The sequence below is a fragment of the Paraburkholderia tuberum STM678 genome (genome assembly GCF_902833905.1).
Classification (GTDB): domain Bacteria; phylum Pseudomonadota; class Gammaproteobacteria; order Burkholderiales; family Burkholderiaceae; genus Paraburkholderia; species Paraburkholderia tuberum.
Genome location: NZ_CADFGP010000042.1, coordinates 18,114 through 35,612, shown reverse-complemented (window position 1 = coordinate 35,612; position 17,499 = coordinate 18,114). Strand labels below are relative to the sequence as shown.

Annotated in this window: 11 protein-coding genes; 2 read left to right on the top strand and 9 right to left on the bottom strand. The window is 63.9% G+C overall.

What is annotated here, in order from left to right; all coding sequences use genetic code 11:
- Positions 1 to 10: 10 nt before the first annotated feature.
- The 4 genes from HWY30_RS41935 to uvrA all read right to left on the bottom strand — a co-directional run bounded on the left by HWY30_RS41935 (position 11) and on the right by uvrA (position 8,904).
- Positions 11 to 574 carry a GNAT family N-acetyltransferase gene (locus tag HWY30_RS41935; RefSeq protein ID WP_244145052.1) on the bottom strand — a complete coding sequence of 188 codons (564 nt, stop codon included), beginning with the start codon at positions 572 to 574 and terminating at the stop codon, positions 11 to 13.
- Positions 571 to 1,122, bottom strand: coding sequence for a dTDP-4-dehydrorhamnose 3,5-epimerase (gene rfbC / locus HWY30_RS29240; RefSeq protein ID WP_090803902.1), 552 nt, complete (start codon positions 1,120 to 1,122; stop codon positions 571 to 573). The genes HWY30_RS41935 and rfbC overlap by 4 nt, the downstream gene beginning before the upstream one ends.
- A 116-nt stretch (positions 1,123 to 1,238) precedes the next feature.
- Positions 1,239 to 2,231: a GlxA family transcriptional regulator gene (locus HWY30_RS29235; protein WP_090803900.1), complete on the bottom strand. Its 993-nt coding sequence runs from the start codon at positions 2,229 to 2,231 to the stop codon at positions 1,239 to 1,241.
- A gap of 724 nt (positions 2,232 to 2,955) precedes the next feature.
- A complete protein-coding gene (gene uvrA, locus HWY30_RS29230; protein ID WP_090803899.1) occupies positions 2,956 to 8,904 on the bottom strand; it encodes an excinuclease ABC subunit UvrA in 5,949 nt (1,982 codons plus the stop codon).
- Positions 8,905 to 9,230: 326 nt separating this feature from the next.
- Between uvrA and HWY30_RS43100 the strand changes: the two genes are divergently transcribed.
- The gene (locus tag HWY30_RS43100; protein WP_143037181.1) at positions 9,231 to 9,848 is read left to right on the top strand and encodes an SLATT domain-containing protein; all 618 of its coding nucleotides are present in this window, start codon (positions 9,231 to 9,233) and stop codon (positions 9,846 to 9,848) included.
- 439 nt (positions 9,849 to 10,287) lie between these two features.
- Here the strand turns inward: HWY30_RS43100 and HWY30_RS29220 are convergent, their stop codons facing one another.
- The 4 genes from HWY30_RS29220 to HWY30_RS29205 form a co-directional block, all read right to left on the bottom strand.
- Positions 10,288 to 10,944, bottom strand: a complete 657-nt coding sequence (locus HWY30_RS29220; RefSeq protein WP_090803896.1) for an RloB family protein — start codon at positions 10,942 to 10,944, stop codon at positions 10,288 to 10,290.
- Positions 10,934 to 12,205 carry an AAA family ATPase gene (locus tag HWY30_RS29215; RefSeq protein ID WP_090803894.1) on the bottom strand — a complete coding sequence of 424 codons (1,272 nt, stop codon included), beginning with the start codon at positions 12,203 to 12,205 and terminating at the stop codon, positions 10,934 to 10,936. The genes HWY30_RS29220 and HWY30_RS29215 overlap by 11 nt, the downstream gene beginning before the upstream one ends.
- Positions 12,206 to 12,918: 713 nt before the next feature.
- Complete coding sequence (cuyB, locus tag HWY30_RS29210; RefSeq protein WP_090803892.1) at positions 12,919 to 14,433, bottom strand: cysteate racemase; 1,515 nt, start codon at positions 14,431 to 14,433, stop codon at positions 12,919 to 12,921.
- A gap of 137 nt (positions 14,434 to 14,570) precedes the next feature.
- Positions 14,571 to 15,461, bottom strand: a complete 891-nt coding sequence (locus HWY30_RS29205; RefSeq protein ID WP_090803890.1) for a LysR family transcriptional regulator — start codon at positions 15,459 to 15,461, stop codon at positions 14,571 to 14,573.
- A gap of 118 nt (positions 15,462 to 15,579) precedes the next feature.
- On the opposite strand from HWY30_RS29205, the gene HWY30_RS29200 reads away from it, so the two are divergent.
- On the top strand, positions 15,580 to 16,323 hold the full coding sequence (locus HWY30_RS29200) for an SDR family oxidoreductase (protein WP_090803888.1): 744 nt from the start codon (positions 15,580 to 15,582) through the stop codon (positions 16,321 to 16,323).
- A gap of 84 nt (positions 16,324 to 16,407) precedes the next feature.
- On the opposite strand, the gene HWY30_RS29195 is transcribed toward HWY30_RS29200, so the two are convergent.
- On the bottom strand, positions 16,408 to 17,433 hold the full coding sequence (locus HWY30_RS29195; protein WP_090803887.1) for an aldo/keto reductase: 1,026 nt from the start codon (positions 17,431 to 17,433) through the stop codon (positions 16,408 to 16,410).
- Between the last annotated feature and the right edge of the window lie 66 nt (positions 17,434 to 17,499).

The following is a 17,499-nucleotide window of genomic DNA, read 5'->3' as shown; positions in this document are numbered from 1 at the left end:
TTCGGTGAATTCACGCCTCGCCCGATGCGAACTGGCCACGCTGCGTGGGTACCGCGTTGAGGATTGCGCGGCCGCTTCCGCCGTTGCAATACTTGCCGCAGCATATTGCAATAGTTGCCGAAGCATCGGGCGCTTCAATTCTGCTCAGGCCGCATACGTCTGCGGCGTCATGGAACGCGATCTGCTGCGTGGCCGGTCGCGGCGTATCGAGTGCGAGTTGCGCATAGCCACGCCTCGCGGCCCAACGTTCGGCGAACGCGATCAGTAACGTGCCGATGCCGCGCCCCTGCCATGCGGGATCGACCGCGAACTGACGCAGGCTCGCGACATCGCCGTGCCGGTATAGCTCGCACGATGCTTCGCCATCCGAAGCATAAAGCGTCATCGTGCCGACGATGTGTCCTTCATACACCGCGACATGACACGTGCAATTGAGCCCCTGCGCGCCGAGCGGCGCAAACGCGCGACACCCATAGCGGACCGGAACGGATTGCGGATGGCTTGCGCGACGCTTCGCGTTGAGCACCTCGTACTGACTGGATGCCCGACGTGTAGGGTTGGCCCTGTCGTTCACGAGATGTTTTCAGCCTCGTACAGACGACGGCCCGCCGCATCCTTGCTGCCGAGGATGGGCTGAAAGTCGATCGGCCACTGGATGCCGATGTCGGGATCGGACCACAGCAGGCAGCGCTCGAGTTCGGGGAACCAGTACTCGGTGGTCTTCCACATGCATTCGGCGACATCGGACAGCACGACGAAGCCGTGCGCGAAACCGGGCGGCACCCAGATCTGCCGATGGTTGGCTTCGCTCAGATACTCGCCGCTCCATTTGCCGAAGTTCGGTGAGTTCAGGCGCACGTCGACCGAGACGTCGAAGATCTCGCCGCGCACGACGCGCAGCAGCCGCCCCTGGGGACGCTGCACCTGGTAGTGCAAGCCGCGCAGCACGCCATGCACGGCGCGCAGATGGCGGTCCTGCACGAAGTTGAAACCTTGCGCGACGTCGTCCGAAAACTCGTCCGCGCTGAAACTCTCGAAGCAGAAGCCGAACTCGTCGATGAACACTTCCGGCTCGATGAGTTTCACCTCCGGCAATGCCGTCGCCATGACCCTGTTGCCCATCGCCACTGTGCTCGTAAAAAGGCTGGCCAGCGAACATACGGCCGCTCTCGCGACCGCGTCCGACAGACGAGGTGCGCCCGCAACGCGGGCGCCCTAACGCATGCTAAAGATACATGCTACGCCTCACTGGCCGCCCGGCTGCGGGCGCGATACTCGGTTGGCGACAAAGCCATACGCTTGCGGAAAATTTTCGCGAGACGATCGCCGTTGCCGGTGCCGCTGCGGCGCGCGATCTTGTCGACCGGCAATTCGGTCTCGGTCAGGAAGTTGCACGCGATACGCAACCGCACCTGCAGCAGGTAGTCCGACGGCGTGATCTGCATCTCGTGCTTGAAACGGCGCAGGAAATTGCGCTCGCTCATTGCGGCGACCTGCGCGGCATCGGCGACCGAGACCGGACGGTCGCAGTTGGCCTCCATCCAGCGCGCGGCCGCGCGAATCTTTTCGGCGACGCTCAGCGTGCCGCCCTCGGCCGGCAGCGGCACCCACGTCGCAGCCATGCCGGGCATCACGCGATCGGCGACGCTGCGCGCAAGCTCGGCGCCCAGGTCGCGCTTGATGAACATCAGCGCGCTGCGGGCGCAGTCGTGACGGTCGTTGGCCGCGCTGAACGCGCCTTCGCTGGCGCTCGCGCCCGGATAGCGGCTCATCAGGCCGTCATGCTCGGTCGGGCCGGCCGCTTCGAGCACGAGGCGCCCCTCGCCGATCGTTTCGATCGCGCGTGTGCGCGATTGCACGGCGCGCAGCCAGTTCAGCAGGCGTTCGTCGCGCGCGGCCACGTGGGCGCCGTAGCCGCCAGCGATGAACAGCACGTCGAAACCGCCGCCAAAGCGCGTGTCGATGTGGTCAGTCCAGATGCGCGCCGACGACGAACTGGCGACATTGCCGCCGTCCATCGACAGGAACTGCACTTCGTAGGGCGGATCTTCGCCCGCTCGCGTGCCCGCGAACTCATTGGCGGTCTGGAACATTTCCACGACGGTACCGGGGCCGAGCAGCCAGAAGCCGTCGAACAGCAGAATGCCGATTCGCCGCGCTGCAGTACGGACGTTCAAAGCGGGCGTGTGTAGCCACGTAATTCTCGTTGTATCAAGGTGCATGTGCGGCATGATCTTCCCCAAACGGTCATACGTTGCGGACCCCGATTTGCCCCGCCATCAGACGGAACGAGAGAATGCGTTATTACGGCGAAAAAGCAGACTCACGCCGCATAAAGGATTAAGCGTGATGTTAGCGGAATGGATCGCTATAGTAAATTTGAAAAACGAGTTTCATCAGGACAGCCCATGTCTGAGGAAAAGCGGTTATTGAGCGATTGATATAAGCGCGCGACAGGCCGGGCAACTATGCAAGCCGCGCGAAGAGCTTGAGGAGATCTTACCGCAAAGCCTTGATGGACGGCACTCTCGCGCATTCGGACAAAGTTGCCGATAATGCGAAGCCCGGCCATTGCGCGTTACCGAGTACGTTTCTTGCGCGGTTCAAAAATGTTTCAATTGTGAACTGCTTATCGCCCTATTATGTCCGGCCAATTCGGTAGTTTATTCGCAAAGCGTAAATTTATTGCCCGCGGCATTAGGCATTTCCGTGGCATTCGCTCCGCACGACAAATTAATATCAAAATGCTGATTTATGGGGGGTTCTAAAAATGTTTCTATTTTGAAACATCGCTGGCCTCTTTCGTATGATTTAAAAGCGCGCATGCGCCGCATTGATCGAACTTCGTATGATTGGATGCAGCGCAGCAATCATATGTGGCGGACACGCGACGAGGCGCCGGCCGTTGCAACCTGCGAAGGTTGCAACGGCCGCGCCACCGCTCGTCACCGTGCCTCAGCCATTCGTCCCTTCGCCGGCCAGCGTCGCCGCAGCGGCCGTGCGCGCGAGCACCGGCCGCAGAGCCTTGCCCGTGTGACTCGCGGCCACGCGCGACAGGCTTTCCGGATCCGTTGCCGCAACGATCGTACCGCCGCCCACACCGCCCTCCGGACCGAGGTCGATGATCCAGTCCGCTTCGGCGATCACGTCGAGATCGTGCTCGATGACGACGACGCTATGCCCGCCATCCACGAGCCGGTGCAGCACGCGAATCAGCTTCGCGACGTCCGCCATGTGCAGGCCGACCGTTGGCTCGTCCAGCACGTACAGCGTGTGCGGCGGCTTCTGGCCACGCCGCGTGATGTCGTCGCGCACCTTGCTCAGCTCGGTGACGAGCTTGATGCGCTGCGCCTCGCCGCCCGACAGCGTCGGCGATGGCTGACCGAGCGTCAGATAGCCGAGCCCGACGTCTTTCATCAGTTGCAGCGGATGCCCGATGTTCGTAATCGACGCGAAGAACTCGACCGCTTCGTCGATTTCCATGGTCAGCACGTCGCCGATGTTCTTGCCACGCCACGTGACCGCGAGTGTCTCCGGATTGAAGCGCTGGCCGTGGCAGACGTCGCACGGCACCTTCACGTCGGGCAGGAAGCTCATGCCGATCGTGCGCACGCCCTGGCCCTCGCATGCGGGGCAACGGCCCTCGCCCGTGTTGAACGAGAAACGCGACGCGGTATAGCCGCGCGCGCGTGCCTCCAGCGTGCCCGCGAACAGCTTGCGGATCGCATCCCACACGCCGATGTAGGTGGCGGGACACGAACGCGGCGTCTTGCCGATCGGCGTCTGATCGACTTCCAGCACGCGGTCGATGCTTTCCCAGCCGGTGACCGAATCGCAGCCCTGCCATATGTGCGTGACGTTCAGCGGCGCGCGCGGCGCCGAGCGCGCGAGCACGCTCGAACGCCGGTTCGCGGCCGGCTTCTCCCCGGCGGCCGCGCGCGCGCGGCGCGTGGCCGGCGACGACAGCACCGAGCGCCCGACCGCATCGAGCAGATTGGTCATCAGCACGTCGCGCGCGAGCGTCGATTTGCCGGAGCCGCTGACGCCCGTCACCGCGACAAGCCGCGCGAGCGGAATGCCGACCGTCACGTCGCGCAGGTTATGCAGCTTGCCGCCATGCACGGTCAGCCAGTTCTCCGGCACCGCGGCCGCACGCTTGCCCGGCGCGACGACCTCGCGGCGCGGCTGCAGCGGATGCACGATCGGCTGCGCGAGGAAACGCCCGGTCAGCGAATCGGGCTGCGCGGACAGGTCCGCGACGCTGCCCTGCGCGATCAGCGTGCCGCCGCGCTTGCCCGCGCCCGGCCCGATATCGATGATGTGATCCGCGCGCCGGATCGTATCTTCGTCATGCTCGACGACGACGAGCGTATTGCCCTTGTCGCCGAGCTTGCGCAGCGCGTTCAGCAGAATCTGGTTGTCGCGCGGATGCAGACCGATGGTCGGCTCGTCGAGCACGTAACACACGCCCTGCAGATTGCTGCCGAGCTGCGCGGCGAGCCGGATGCGCTGCGCTTCGCCGCCCGACAAACTCGGCGCCGCGCGATCGAGGCTCAGATAGCCGAGCCCGACTTCTTCGAGGAACTGCAGCCGGCTGCCGATTTCGCTGACCACGTCGCGCGCGATTTCGGCGTCGCGGCCCGTCATCCGCAGCGTATCGATCCACGCGCGCGTGTCGGACACCGTCCATTGCGCGACATCGACGATCGCCTGCGAGTCGAACGTGACCGCGCGCGCGACCGGATTCAGACGCGTGCCCGCGCAATCCGGACACGGCTCGTCGACGAGTCCTTCCGGTTCCTGCTCCTCCGAGGGCAGGCTCTGCTCGCGACCGCGATTGTCGTCGTCGACGATCGTGTCGTCGTACGCGGCCCGCTGCTCGCGCGTCAGCGACAGCCCCGTGCCGACGCAGCTCGTGCACCAGCCATGCTTGCTGTTGTACGAGAACATGCGCGGATCGAGCTCGGGGTAGCTCGTGCCGCACACCGGACACGCGCGCTTGGTCGACAGCACCTTCACGTCGCCGAGCTTCGCGGTGGACTCGCCGCCGTTGAGCGCGTCGTGCAGACCGTCGAGCGGCGCGAGCAGATGCATGATGCCTTTACCGATGTCGAGCGTCTGATCGAGCGCTTCGCGTAGCTCCGCTTCATGATCGGCCGAGATGACGAGGTCAGCGACCGGCAGCTCGATCGTGTGCTCGCGGAAACGGTCGAGCTTCGGCCACGGATCGACCGGCACGAACTCGCCGTCCACACGCAGATGCGTATTGCCGCGCGCTTTTGCCCATTTCGCGAGGTCCGTATAGACGCCCTTGCGGTTCACGACGAGCGGCGCGAGGAAGCCGACATGCTGGCCCTTGTGATCGCGCAGCAACTGCGCCGCGATTGATTCGGCGCTTTGCGACGTGACCGGCGTGCCGTCGTGAATGCAGTGCTGCAAGCCGAGCTTCACGTACAGCAGACGCAGGAAGTGCCACACCTCCGAGGTCGTGGCGACGGTACTCTTGCGACCGCCGCGCGAGAGCCGCTGCTCGATCGCGACGGTCGGTGGAATGCCATACACCGCGTCGACTTCGGGCCGTCCGGCTGGCTGCACGATCGAGCGCGCGTACGCGTTCAGCGATTCGAGGTAGCGCCGCTGACCTTCGTGGAACAGGATGTCGAACGCGAGCGTCGATTTGCCCGAGCCCGACACGCCGGTGATCACGTTGAACTTGCCGTGCGGAATGTCGACGTCGAGCGCCTTCAGGTTGTGCTCGCGCGCGTTGACGATGCGCACGACGTCCTCGCCTTCGATCGCGCGACGTGCGCGGGCCGCGCTCAGGGCCTTCTGCAGCGGGATGCCTTGGGGCTCCGCCGCGGTTGCGGTGTCCATCGCGCGGTCGTATTGCAGCAACGCCTCGCCGGTATGCGATTCGGCGCACGCTTTCACTTCGTCCGGCGTGCCCGCGCACAATACGCGGCCACCGCCGTCGCCGCCTTCGGGACCGAGGTCGATGATCCAGTCGGCCGCGCGGATCACGTCGAGATTGTGCTCGATCACGATCAGCGAATGACCGCTCGCGAGCAGCTTGCCGAACGCCTGCATCAGCTTCGCGATGTCGTCGAAATGCAGACCCGTGGTCGGTTCGTCGAACATGAACAGACGCTTCGCGATCACCTGCTTCGCGCCGCGTGCGCCGCGCGCCTGTGCCGATTCCGCGAGAAAGCCCGCGAGCTTGAGCCGCTGCGCCTCGCCGCCCGACAGCGTCGGCACGGGCTGGCCGAGCTTCACGTATTCGAGCCCGACGTCGACGATCGGCTGCAGCACGCGCAATACTTCGGCGTCCTGCGCGAAGTACGCGGCAGCCTCGCTGACGGTCAGTTCGAGCACGTCGGCAATGCTCAACCCGCGTGCCGGCTGGTCGCGCTCGATCTTCACCTCCAGCATTTCCGCGCGATAACGGCGCCCGTCGCAATCGGGGCAGCGCAGGTACACGTCGGAGAGGAACTGCATTTCGATGTGCTCGAAGCCCGAGCCGCCACAGGTCGGGCAGCGGCCGTCGCCCGAATTGAAGCTGAACATGCCGGGGCCGTAGCCGCGCTGTTGCGCGAGCGGTGCCTTCGCGAACAGCTTGCGGATTTCGTCGAACGCGCCGACGTAGCTGGCCGGATTCGAGCGTGCGGTCTTGCCGATCGGCGACTGGTCGACGAACACGACGTCGGTGACCCGGTCCGCGCCGTTCAGCGCCTTGAACGCGCCCGGCGCTTCGGTGGCGAGCCCGAAGTGGCGCGCCATCGCCGGATACAGCACGTCCTGCAGCAGCGTCGATTTGCCGGAACCCGACACGCCGGTCACGCAGACGAGCCGCTGCAATGGAATTTCGACCGTGACGTCGCGCAGATTGTGCTCGCTCGCACCTTCGAGCACGATGCGCGGCGTGCTCGCGTCGACCGCGCGACGCGACCAGTGCGCGGCATCCGCGACATGGCGCCGGCCGCCGAGGTACTCGCCGGTCAGCGTGCCGGTCGAGCGGATCGCCTCGGGCACGCCGTCGAAAATGATCGAGCCGCCGCGCTCGCCCGGTCCCGGACCCATGTCGATGAGCCGGTCCGCCGCGAGCATCACCGACGGATCATGCTCGACCACGACCAGCGTATTGCCCGCGTCGCGCAGCCGGTGCATCGCTTCGACGATGCGGTTCAGGTCGCGCGGATGCAGGCCGATGCTCGGCTCGTCGAGCACGAACAGCGTCTTGGTCAGCGACGTGCCGAGCGCGGTGGTCAGGTTAATACGCTGCACCTCGCCGCCCGACAGCGTGCGGCTTTGCCTGTCGAGCGTCAGATAGCCGAGACCGACGTCGCATAGATACTTGAGGCGCGTGCGCACTTCGGCGAGCAGCAGCTTCAGCGCGTCGTCGAGCAACGCGCTCGGCAGCGTGATGCCGTCGAAGAAGCGGCGGATGCGCTCGATCGGCATCAGCATGAGATCGTGCACGGTCAGGCCCGGCAACGCCTCGAGCTGCGCGCGCGACCACTTCACGCCGCGCGGCATGAAGCGCTGCGCGGGCGCGAGCACGTCGTTCGCATTGGCCTTGCTGCCGAGGCGCCACAGCAGCGATTCGGTTTTCAGACGCGCGCCGCCGCAGGTTTCGCACGGCGTGTAGCTGCGGTATTTCGACAGCAGCACGCGGATATGCATCTTGTACGCCTTCGATTCGAGATAGTCGAAGAAGCGTTTGACGCCGTACCAATGCGTCTGCCACTTGCCGTTCCAGTCCGGCGAGCCGTTGATGACCCAGTTGCGTTCGCGCTCGCTGAGCTCGCCCCACGGCGTGTCGCGGCGGATGTCGGCTTTCGCCGCGTAGCGCATCAGGTCGTCCTGGCACTCCTTCCACGCGGGCGTCTGCATCGGCTTGACCGCACCTTCGCGCAGCGTCTTGCGCGCGTCGGGGATCACGAGACCGAGGTCGACGCCGATCACGCGGCCAAAACCGCGGCAGGCATCGCAAGCGCCATAGGCCGAGTTGAACGAGAACAGCGCGGGCTGCGGATCGGCATAGCGCAGATCGCTTTCGGGGCTGTGCAAGCCGGTGGAGAAACGCCAGATGCGCGGCTCGGCGGCTTCGGCCTGCGGCTCGTCCGAGGTAGCCGGCAGCACGTAAAGATTGACGCGCCCGCCGCCGCGCTTCAGCGATGCCTCGATCGCCTCGATCGCGCGTGCTTTATCCACCGAGCGCAGCCGGAAGCGGTCGGCGACGACGTCGAGCAGCTTGCGCTTGCCGGTCGGCGAATCGACTTCGCGCTGCGCCTGCACGCGCGTATAGCCGCTCGCCGACAACCACTGCTCGACCTCCTGCGCGGACGCCGACTCCGGCAGCTCGACCGGGAACGTGACGACGAGCCGCGGCTCCTCCTGCGCGGTGCGCTCGAGCAGTTCCGCGTAGATCGTCTCCGGCGTGTCGTGCCGCACCAGATACGCGCTCTGGCGGTCGAACAGCTCGGCCGCGCGCGCGTACAGCAGCTTCAGGTGATCGTTGAGCTCGGTCATCGTGCCGACCGTGGAGCGCGAGCTGCGCACCGGGTTGGTCTGGTCGATCGCGATGGCGGGCGGCACGCCGTCGACGCGGTCGACCTGCGGCCGATCCATCCGGTCGAGGAACTGGCGCGCGTACGCGCTGAAGGTTTCGACGTAGCGGCGCTGACCTTCCGCATACAGCGTGTCGAACACGAGGCTCGACTTGCCCGAGCCGGACGGCCCCGTGACGACCGTCATTTCGCCGGTGCGCACGTCGAGGTCGACGTTTTTCAGGTTGTGCTGGCGGGCGCCGCGAATGCGAATCGTGCCCTGGATCTTGTTGCCGCTCGGGTTGCCGCCTTGGGGAGTGTCAGCGAGGGTGTCAAGGGTTGCGTCGTTGGAGGACAATTTTTCCGACCGTCTGAAGGAGTGGGTCACCTCTCACGGCCGGCTCTCGCGACCGCGCAAGTTCGGTGCAGCCGGGTCGGCGCGAGGAGCGCCCGGAAGCCTAGCTTTAGGGGGATACTATACTGTATGTTTATACAGTTTTCCATGGCGGGCTCGGGCGCGCATTGCGCCCTGATCTCGGGAACCGGAACTCGTTGGACTAATGTGCAATTAGCTAGACCCTAAAGCACGGAATTGATTGGACTATCGGGAATCTGCAGAAGTCAGTGGCCTACCGCGCGGCGGTTGTCCGCGACATTCCGGTCCGTTGTTTGCGGTGGGCGACTATGGTTTGCATCACGGGCGTTGCGCGCCTTCTTTCGTTCGTTTGTGATTCGGGGCTTTGCACCGTCTTTTCACTACTGCGGAGTTCGGAGCGGGTGCAGTCGGCCAACGCGATTGATTCCGGACACAGATCGGTCGTTCGCCCCAGCGCTCGGATTGCCGACAAACCAAACTCAACAACTCGAAAAGCATGGCAAAAGCCAATCTCAGTGTCGAACAGATGCGCGCCGCGATTCCAAGACTGCAAAAGCGCATGGCCGAGCTTCAGGCGGCAGAGGCCAACGATCCTGGAATTAGCTCCCTTGAAAAGAAGCTGGGCGACGCTCTGTCGGAACTGTTCAGCGGCACTCAGACTGGCAACGCTTCCGTTGTCATGCGCTTATCGATGGGAGCTATCGCATCGAGTAGCCGCTGCTGCATCGGTCATGGCATGGATCCAGACGAAGCGTTTTCAGGAACTCGCCGCTTCGTACACTTTGACGGCACACGAGATTGGATTGCTGCGCATTGCCCTGCCGACGCCTCCGGCCGAGGATAAGTTCTCGGTCTATGTGGGCGATGCTGAAAACGCGTTCTCTCGCGAGCACACGCAATGGCAAGCTCGTCGCGACGCCGATTGAAGGCAGAGGCCCGTCCGAATCGTTGAACGGCCGTCTCGGCGTTGAAATCGATGAATCCGCAAAGGCCGAAAACTTCGCGTTGGAGATCGGGCGGTTTTCGGAGTCAAGCAGTCGTTCAGATGAACACTCAGCTTGCAGGGCGAGCGGCGAAAACTGGCCGACTGCTGCCCGCTGGCGTCTCAAGCTAGGACCGCCTTGCCGCCGAGCATTTGCATCAACGACCTTGCGTTACGCTGCCCCTAATCCTCGTAATTGTTGTTCTCTCCGCCGACAAGCGTTGCCCGCGACAGCGAGGGACCGCGAGCGAGATAGAACAGTCATCCCATCATCCGCAACGGCCGCAACGGCCGCCACGTGCTCGACACTAGCGATCTCGTCAAAGCGGGCAGCGTTCCGAATCAATCGGCCGCCGAGATGGATGCGACATAGTCGCTCGCCGTTAGTAACTGCGCAGTGCACATAAGATCCTGACTAGCTCGTCGACACACGTTGATGGGTTCGTGAGCCCGCGGCCTTGCCCATGCGCCCGTAGCCGTTCCGCATTAGCGTATGCCCGATCAAGATGCTGCATCGTTGCCTCGAAAATACCGTGACGTCCCTTCTCGTAGCCTTGCAAGTAGCGATCGCGGAGTAGGCGAAACACGTCGGTGCGGTGTATGTGGGCCTCATGTGCCTGGAAATGCAGCAGAAACCACAGTTCGAAGCACGGATTGGAGGGGATCGCGGAAAACACGATCGGTTGTCCAAGATCATTTGGGTATTTGCCGTCGAGGGTTTGCGCCGAGTTCAGCGCTTCGACGTAACGTTGATGGTCGTCGCGGTCGATGACACAAAACACGCGTTCCCACTCGAGCGTTTCGCGGCATCGGTCGCGTGCATATTCCACCACCTGCAACGGCGTCGTTCCATAGGGGCTGTTACAGACCCGTATGTGTGCGGAACTTAGACGGTGAAAACGCCTGATCTCTTCAAAATAGTTAACCTCGGTCTTTTCTCCCTCGGTAACAATCAAAATTCGATCATAGGCGGGCCGTTGTGGCTTCTTCCGTTGAAGCTGGCTCGCTCGACGTTGCCGCGGATGATTGTCACGCCCCAAGACGTTCGTCTCCCGCAACGAATTCCGACGTCAGCGGCAGCGCGCCATATCGACCCTGTAGGTAACCCCGCCCGAGCGCTTCGTTCTTGCGGGGTGAGAAATCAGTGAGCGGCACGAGCGTACTCGCCTGATCGCGGCCCTTCTCCATCAGCCAGATCTGATCCCGCCGGAAGATTCCTGCATCGAGTAAGGCTGTATCGTGCGTGGTAAAAATCAGCTGTGCCGCACGACGCCCTTCGGGTGGCCGATGGTGGAATAGACCAATCAGGAACTGCACGATTTGCGTATGCAGGCTTCCATCCAGTTCGTCGACAACGACGGTTCGACCGGTCTGGAGCGCTTCGACCACCGGGGCGGCAAATGAGAACAGTCGCTGTGTGCCGGTCGATTCTTCCTCGTATTGAAGCAAAGCCTGCCCGTTTGGTCCCTTATGGACGAACACCGGGAATTGAACCTCAGATTCTGAAACAGCGTGCTCCGGCCGGTCGTTCCGGATTTCGACATTGAATCGATGTTGTTTACGTGTCTGGACGCTCAGATCCGAGATCCCAAGGTCAGCGGACGCCAGGAAATTCAGGAGCATCGGTTTCGCTACATCATTGGTGATCCAGGCGGTCGATTGGTCAGGGGTCGGCTGCATGTTTGCGCCGATGACCAGGAGGTCCTGCACAATCCATTTATACACAGGTAGCAGGCTTTCACTATTGAGCTGGGCTGAGGTGGACAGAAACAACGCGTTGCGTCGCGTTGCGTCCTGCCAGACCTTTTTCTTGCCCGTCAGCGATGCGCCGAACTTGTATGTCGCGACCTTCGACGTAGCGTCGTAAGCTCGCTCAAACCACACCTGCGACTTGTGTGTCTTATAAACAAGCAACCATTCTTCGGTTACGCCGGCCGAATCGGCAGCGAAGCCGTATTGGTAGCGCGTCCCATCGAGGACGAATGTGAACTCGAATTCCGAGGGAGCCGAGGCGGAGCTGGTGTCCAGCTTGAACGGAAAGTGATTGAGAGGTTGGCCTGGCATCAGCGCCGCAGACGTCGCCACAAACGACTGAGCATATTGCATCGCACCCACCAAAGCAGATTTTCCGCTTGCATTGGGGCCATAGATCGCTGCGCTGCGTAGCAAATCCGGCGCGCTGGCAGTCCCCGACGGCACCGTGTTCGCGTCCCTTTTTTCCTGATCCGCGCTCGCAGCCATGCTGAGACACAGATCGCCCCGAATCGACCGAAAATTTCGGACGCGAAATTCGACCAACATGATCGCCTCCGTAGTATGAAGGAGGATTTTGCACGAAATCCGCAAAAAAACAATCCATTTTTATCATGCAATGCCTTTCGGCGATCTTTTTGCGAGGAGGGCTGACTGGCGGACGCCGGGATGACTAAACGACACACCGAAGGACAGCAGCCAATGCAAGGAAAGGTCCGTCACAGCAACAAGCGTGGAGGCGTGTTTGAGCGATTGTTCGACCCGGCGCGAGAATTTCAGGCAGTGCAATCAATCGTGGACTCGACGGTCCGCACCCTCGGGGACCAGTCATCCAGCGCACCAATGCTAACGTCTCGTCTTGGCCGATGCTGTTGAAAAAGTCGGCCACGTCTAAATCGCGAGGTTTTAATGGGCCGCTTTACCCTTACCCAAGGGCTTCGGGCGGCTTGTAGGCCGATCTGAGAGGTCGATTTTTTTGCTGTTGCTCGACAAACCGTCAGTCGCGACTTTTTCAACGGCATCGGCCGCAGGCAGCCTTTCGCTTAGCGTGCGATTCGGGCTGATCTTACTTTCGGTTGGTCCAACCATGTCCGACGCAATTCCCGCAAATTCAACGTATTCCGCTCCGCGTCAGCGATGAGCGTGGCCGAATTCGTTAGCAACTCGTTGATTTCCAACGAGGCCCAGTCCAACGAATTCAGTTTCCTTTCACCCGAAACGGCGGAACGACGAAATCGCCGCGCCGCGATCACGGCGCCTGGCTAGCCGACCGCGCTTTCCACCTGCGAGCACCCGGCCGCATCCGGCGTCGCGCAACCCGCCGGTGTGCCACGCGCGACACCGTCGCCATGCGCATACGCAACGCAGCGCCTCGCCAGCACGTCGGTCGGATCGACCAGCCGCACCACGCGCCCGCCCGGACACGCGAGCACCGGTTCGCGCAACAGCAACGGCAACTCCGTGCACGCGAGCACGATCACCTGCGCGCCCTGCGCGAGCAGATCGTCGACAGCCGCCGCGAGGTCGTCGCAACAGTCGCCCGCCGTGTGCCCCGCCTTCACGCCGCGCGGGCCGTAGATCGCGTTCATCAGACGCGCTTGCGCAGTGGCGGACGGCGCGATCTGCACCAGGCCGCGCGCGTCGAGCGCCTGTTCGTAGACGCGGCTCGCGAGCGTACCCGAGGTGGCCAGCACGCCCACTTCGCGCAGACCTGGAAAGGTCTCGCGCAGATAATCGGCGGTACAGGTCAGCATATTGACGATCGGCACGCGCAGCGCCGGCTCGAGCCGCTCGACGAACGCATGCGCGGTATTGCACGGAATCGCGATCAGATCCGCGCCGCCGTCCTCGAGCGTCTTGCAGGCCGCGTACAGCGCGAGGGTGGGATCGTCGCCGCGCTCGAGCAGCGCCGCGGTGCGGTCGGGGATCTGCGGGTTCTGCTCGACCATGATCCGGATATGGTCCTGGTCGCGCGCGGCCGGCGTGTTGCGCACGACCTTGGCCATGAAATCGACGGTCGCGGCCGGCCCGATGCCGCCGACCACGCCCAGGCGGAACGCCCGCTCCGGCTGCGTGTACTGCGCCGCCGCGACATAGCGCGCATACACCTGGTTCGTATCGACGAGCGGCACCTCGATGCGCCCGAGCGCGCGCAGCACGAGGCCGATCTCCGCGAGCCCCGGCGCGATCACGTCGACGCCCTGCGCGACCAGATCCGCGCACGCCGCGCGCAACAGCTCGACGGGCCGCCCGTGCAGGCGCCCATCGCGGATGCCCCCGACACCAAAGACGGCGCTCGTCACGCCGTCGAAACCGGTGTCGTTGCGCGGATAGCACACGTCGAACCGCCCGGCTTCGAAGTAGCGCTCGAACAGGCCGTTCGCGCGAATCGCCGCCGACGTCAGCACGCCGATTCGGCGCGCCGACGGATAGGTGCGCCGCACGTGCGCGGACAGCGCGATCAGGATGTTGGCGACCGGCACGCTGACGTTGGCCGCGAGTTCGTCGATGAAGGTGTGGCTCAGAAAGCATGGCAGCACGATCGCGTCGACGCCTCGTTTTTCGAACGCGCGCATCGTGTCGAACACGTGGATCTTGAACTGCGGGTCCGTCGCCTCGGGCGCGGCGGGCCCCTGCCACGCGCGCGGTTCGAAAATCAGATCGAAGGGGCGCGCGGCGCCTTGCCGGCGCGACGCCGTGCTAATCCGGCTGAGGATGTCGGCACTGGCGAACTGCGCCGCGCCCGTCGCCACACCCAGCGAACGAAAACGATTCATGATCAGATCCCCCGGTCGTTCTGTGCGTCCACCCTCGATCACGGGCGGCTTTCTGCGCTCTTGAGAATGACATTATGCGAGGCGCACATGTCCAGGCGTTAACCACGAAAACGCATTCCTTTGCGTTTTTCGCTCCCTCAGCTCACCGGCTCGAAAATCTCCCGCAGCCACTGCGCGAACACCCGCACGCGCGACGACAACTGCCGGTTCTGCGGATACAGCACCGACACCGGCATCGGTGGCGGCGGATAGTCCGCCAGAATGACCCGCAGCCGCCCCGCCGCCAACTCGCCATCCACGCGGTAACGCGGTACCTGCACGATGCCGAGCCCGGCGAGGGCCGCGCCCGTGTACAGTTCGGCGCCGCTGACCGACACCGCCGACGGCAGCACAAGCGCGGCATCCCGCCCGTCGACACGGAATTCGAGCGGCACCGGCTTGCCGGTCGCGCTCGACACGTAGTTGACCGCGCGATGCGTCGACAGCGCGTCAGGATCGGCCGGCTCGCCATACGTGGCCAGATAGGCAGGACTCGCGACCGTCACCTGCTGCAGTTGCGCGACACGCCGCCCGACCATCGACGAATCCTGCAGCACGCCCGCGCGCAGCACGCAATCGATGCCCTCGCGCACGAGGTCGACGAGCCGGTCGTCCTCGCCGATCATCAGCTCGATGTCGGGAAAGCGCGCGAGAAACGCGGGCAGCGCCGGCACCACGAAGTGCCGCGCGAGCGTGCCCTGCACGTTCACGCGCAACAGCCCCTTTGGCGCGAGATTGGAAAACGCCCCCTCGGCCTCCTCCAGATCGGCGATCAGGCGCACGCAGCGCTGGTAGTGCGCTTCACCGTCGGGCGTGAGCCGCACCGTGCGGGTCGTGCGTTCGAGCAACCGCGCGCCGAGCCGCTGCTCGAGGCGCTTCATCAGGTTGGTGACGGTCGCGCGCGGAATTTGCAGATCGTCGGCGGCGCGCGTGAAGCTCTGGCGCTCGGCGATCCGCACGAATACGCGCATTTCCTCGAAACGGTCCATAGCGGCGGATTATTAAAGCAAATGGAATGATGATGGCGAGTGTAATCTGATTATCTCAGCGCGCAAAGCGTTCATGATTCACCTCACCGATCCACCACCTTCTATGAGGAAACCAATCATGAGCACGAACCCACAACCGAAAGTCGCCATCGTCACGGGCGCATCGCGCGGCATCGGCACGGCGATCGCACAGCGGCTCGCGAAGGACGGCTACGCGGTCGCCGTCAACTACGCAGCGAGCGCGGGCGAAGCCGACGCGCTCGTCAGTGCGATCCGCGAAGCTGGCGGCAAGGCGGTCGCGGTGCAAGCCGACGTGTCGAAGCCCGGCGACGTACGTCGCATGTTCGAGATCACCGAACGCGAACTCGGCAAGGTGGATGTGCTCGTCAACAACGCGGGCGTGATGAAGCCCACGCCGCTCGCCGACACGCCCGACGCACTCTACGACCAAACCTTCGACATCAACGTGCGCGGCACCTTCAACACGCTGCGCGAAGCGGCCGCGCGCCTGAACGACGGCGGGCGCATCGTCAATTTCTCGACCAGCGTGCTCGCGCTGAACCTGCCCGGCTATGGCATCTACACGGCGACCAAGGCAGCCGTCGAAGCGTTCACGCGTGTGTTCGCGAAGGAACTGCGCGGGCGCAACATCACAGTGAATGCGGTCGCGCCGGGACCGATCGCGACCGCGCTGTTCCTCGAAGGCAAGACCGACGAGCAGATCGAGACGTTCGCGAAGATGCCGCCGCTGCAACGCCTCGGCGAGCCGGAAGACGTGGCGGGCGTGGTCGCGTTTCTGGTCGGCCCGGATGCGGGTTGGGTCAATGGGCAGGTATTGCGGGCCAATGGCGGTTTGGCTTGATGGGATGCGCTGGTCCAGCGTGCGGCCGCGCTGGACCAGCGCATTGCGCCGGCTGCGGCGCCTGGAACGTGGTCGACCCGCCGCTCAAACCGCCTTTGGATTGCGTTCCGCGAAGCCTTCCTGATGCCAGTACGGATACGCGGGGCGCACCGTGCTGGCCGCATCGAGCTTCGCGACCTGCTCCGGCGTCAGATTCCAGCCGACCGCGCCGAGGTTTTGCCGCAGTTGCTCCTCGTTGCGCGCGCCGATCAGCAGCGTCGCGACGGTCGGCCGTTGCAGCAGCCAGTTCAGCGCGATCTGCGGCACGGTCTTGCCGGTTTCGGCGGCAATTTCGTCGAGCGCATCGAGCACGCGGAACAGATAGTCTTCCGGCACCGGCGGCCCCATGTCGGCGGTCTTGTGCAGACGGCTCGTCTCCGGCAGCGGCTGGCCGCGCTTGAGCTTGCCGGTCAAGCGGCCCCAGCCGAGCGGGCTCCACACCACCGCACCGACGCCCTGGTCGACACCGAGCGGCATCAGCTCCCACTCGTAGTCGCGCCCGACCAGCGAGTAGTAGGTCTGATTCGCGACATAGCGCGGATAGCCGTAACGGTCGGCGATATCGAGCGACTTCATCAGATGCCAGCCGGAGAAATTCGACACGCCGATATAGCGGATCTTGCCCGCGCGCACGAGGTCGTCGAGCGTGGACAGCACTTCGGGGATCGGCGTTTTCGCGTCGAAGCCGTGCAGCTGGAACAGGTCGATGTAATCGGTTTGCAGACGCTTTAGCGCTGAATCGACCGCCTGGATCAGATGGAAGCGCGACGAGCCGACGCCGTTCGGATCGTCGTCGAAACGAAAGGTCGCCTTGGTCGACAGGATCGCCTTGTCGCGCTTGCCCTTCAGCGCCTCGCCGAGCACCGACTCGGACGCGCCCTTCGAATAGATGTCGGCGGTGTCGAACATCGTGACGCCCGCATCGAAACAGATGTCGATCAGACGCCGCGCTTCGGCGACGTCGGTCGCACCCCACGCCTGGAAAAATTCACCCTTGCCGCCGAATGTACCGGTGCCGAGACTCAGCACCGGCACCTTGAAACCCGATGCACCCAGATGTCTGTATTCCATTGAAGAACTCTCCGTGGCATTGCCATCGATGAACGGAGGTTCAGTCTACGCGTGTGCGCCCAAAGG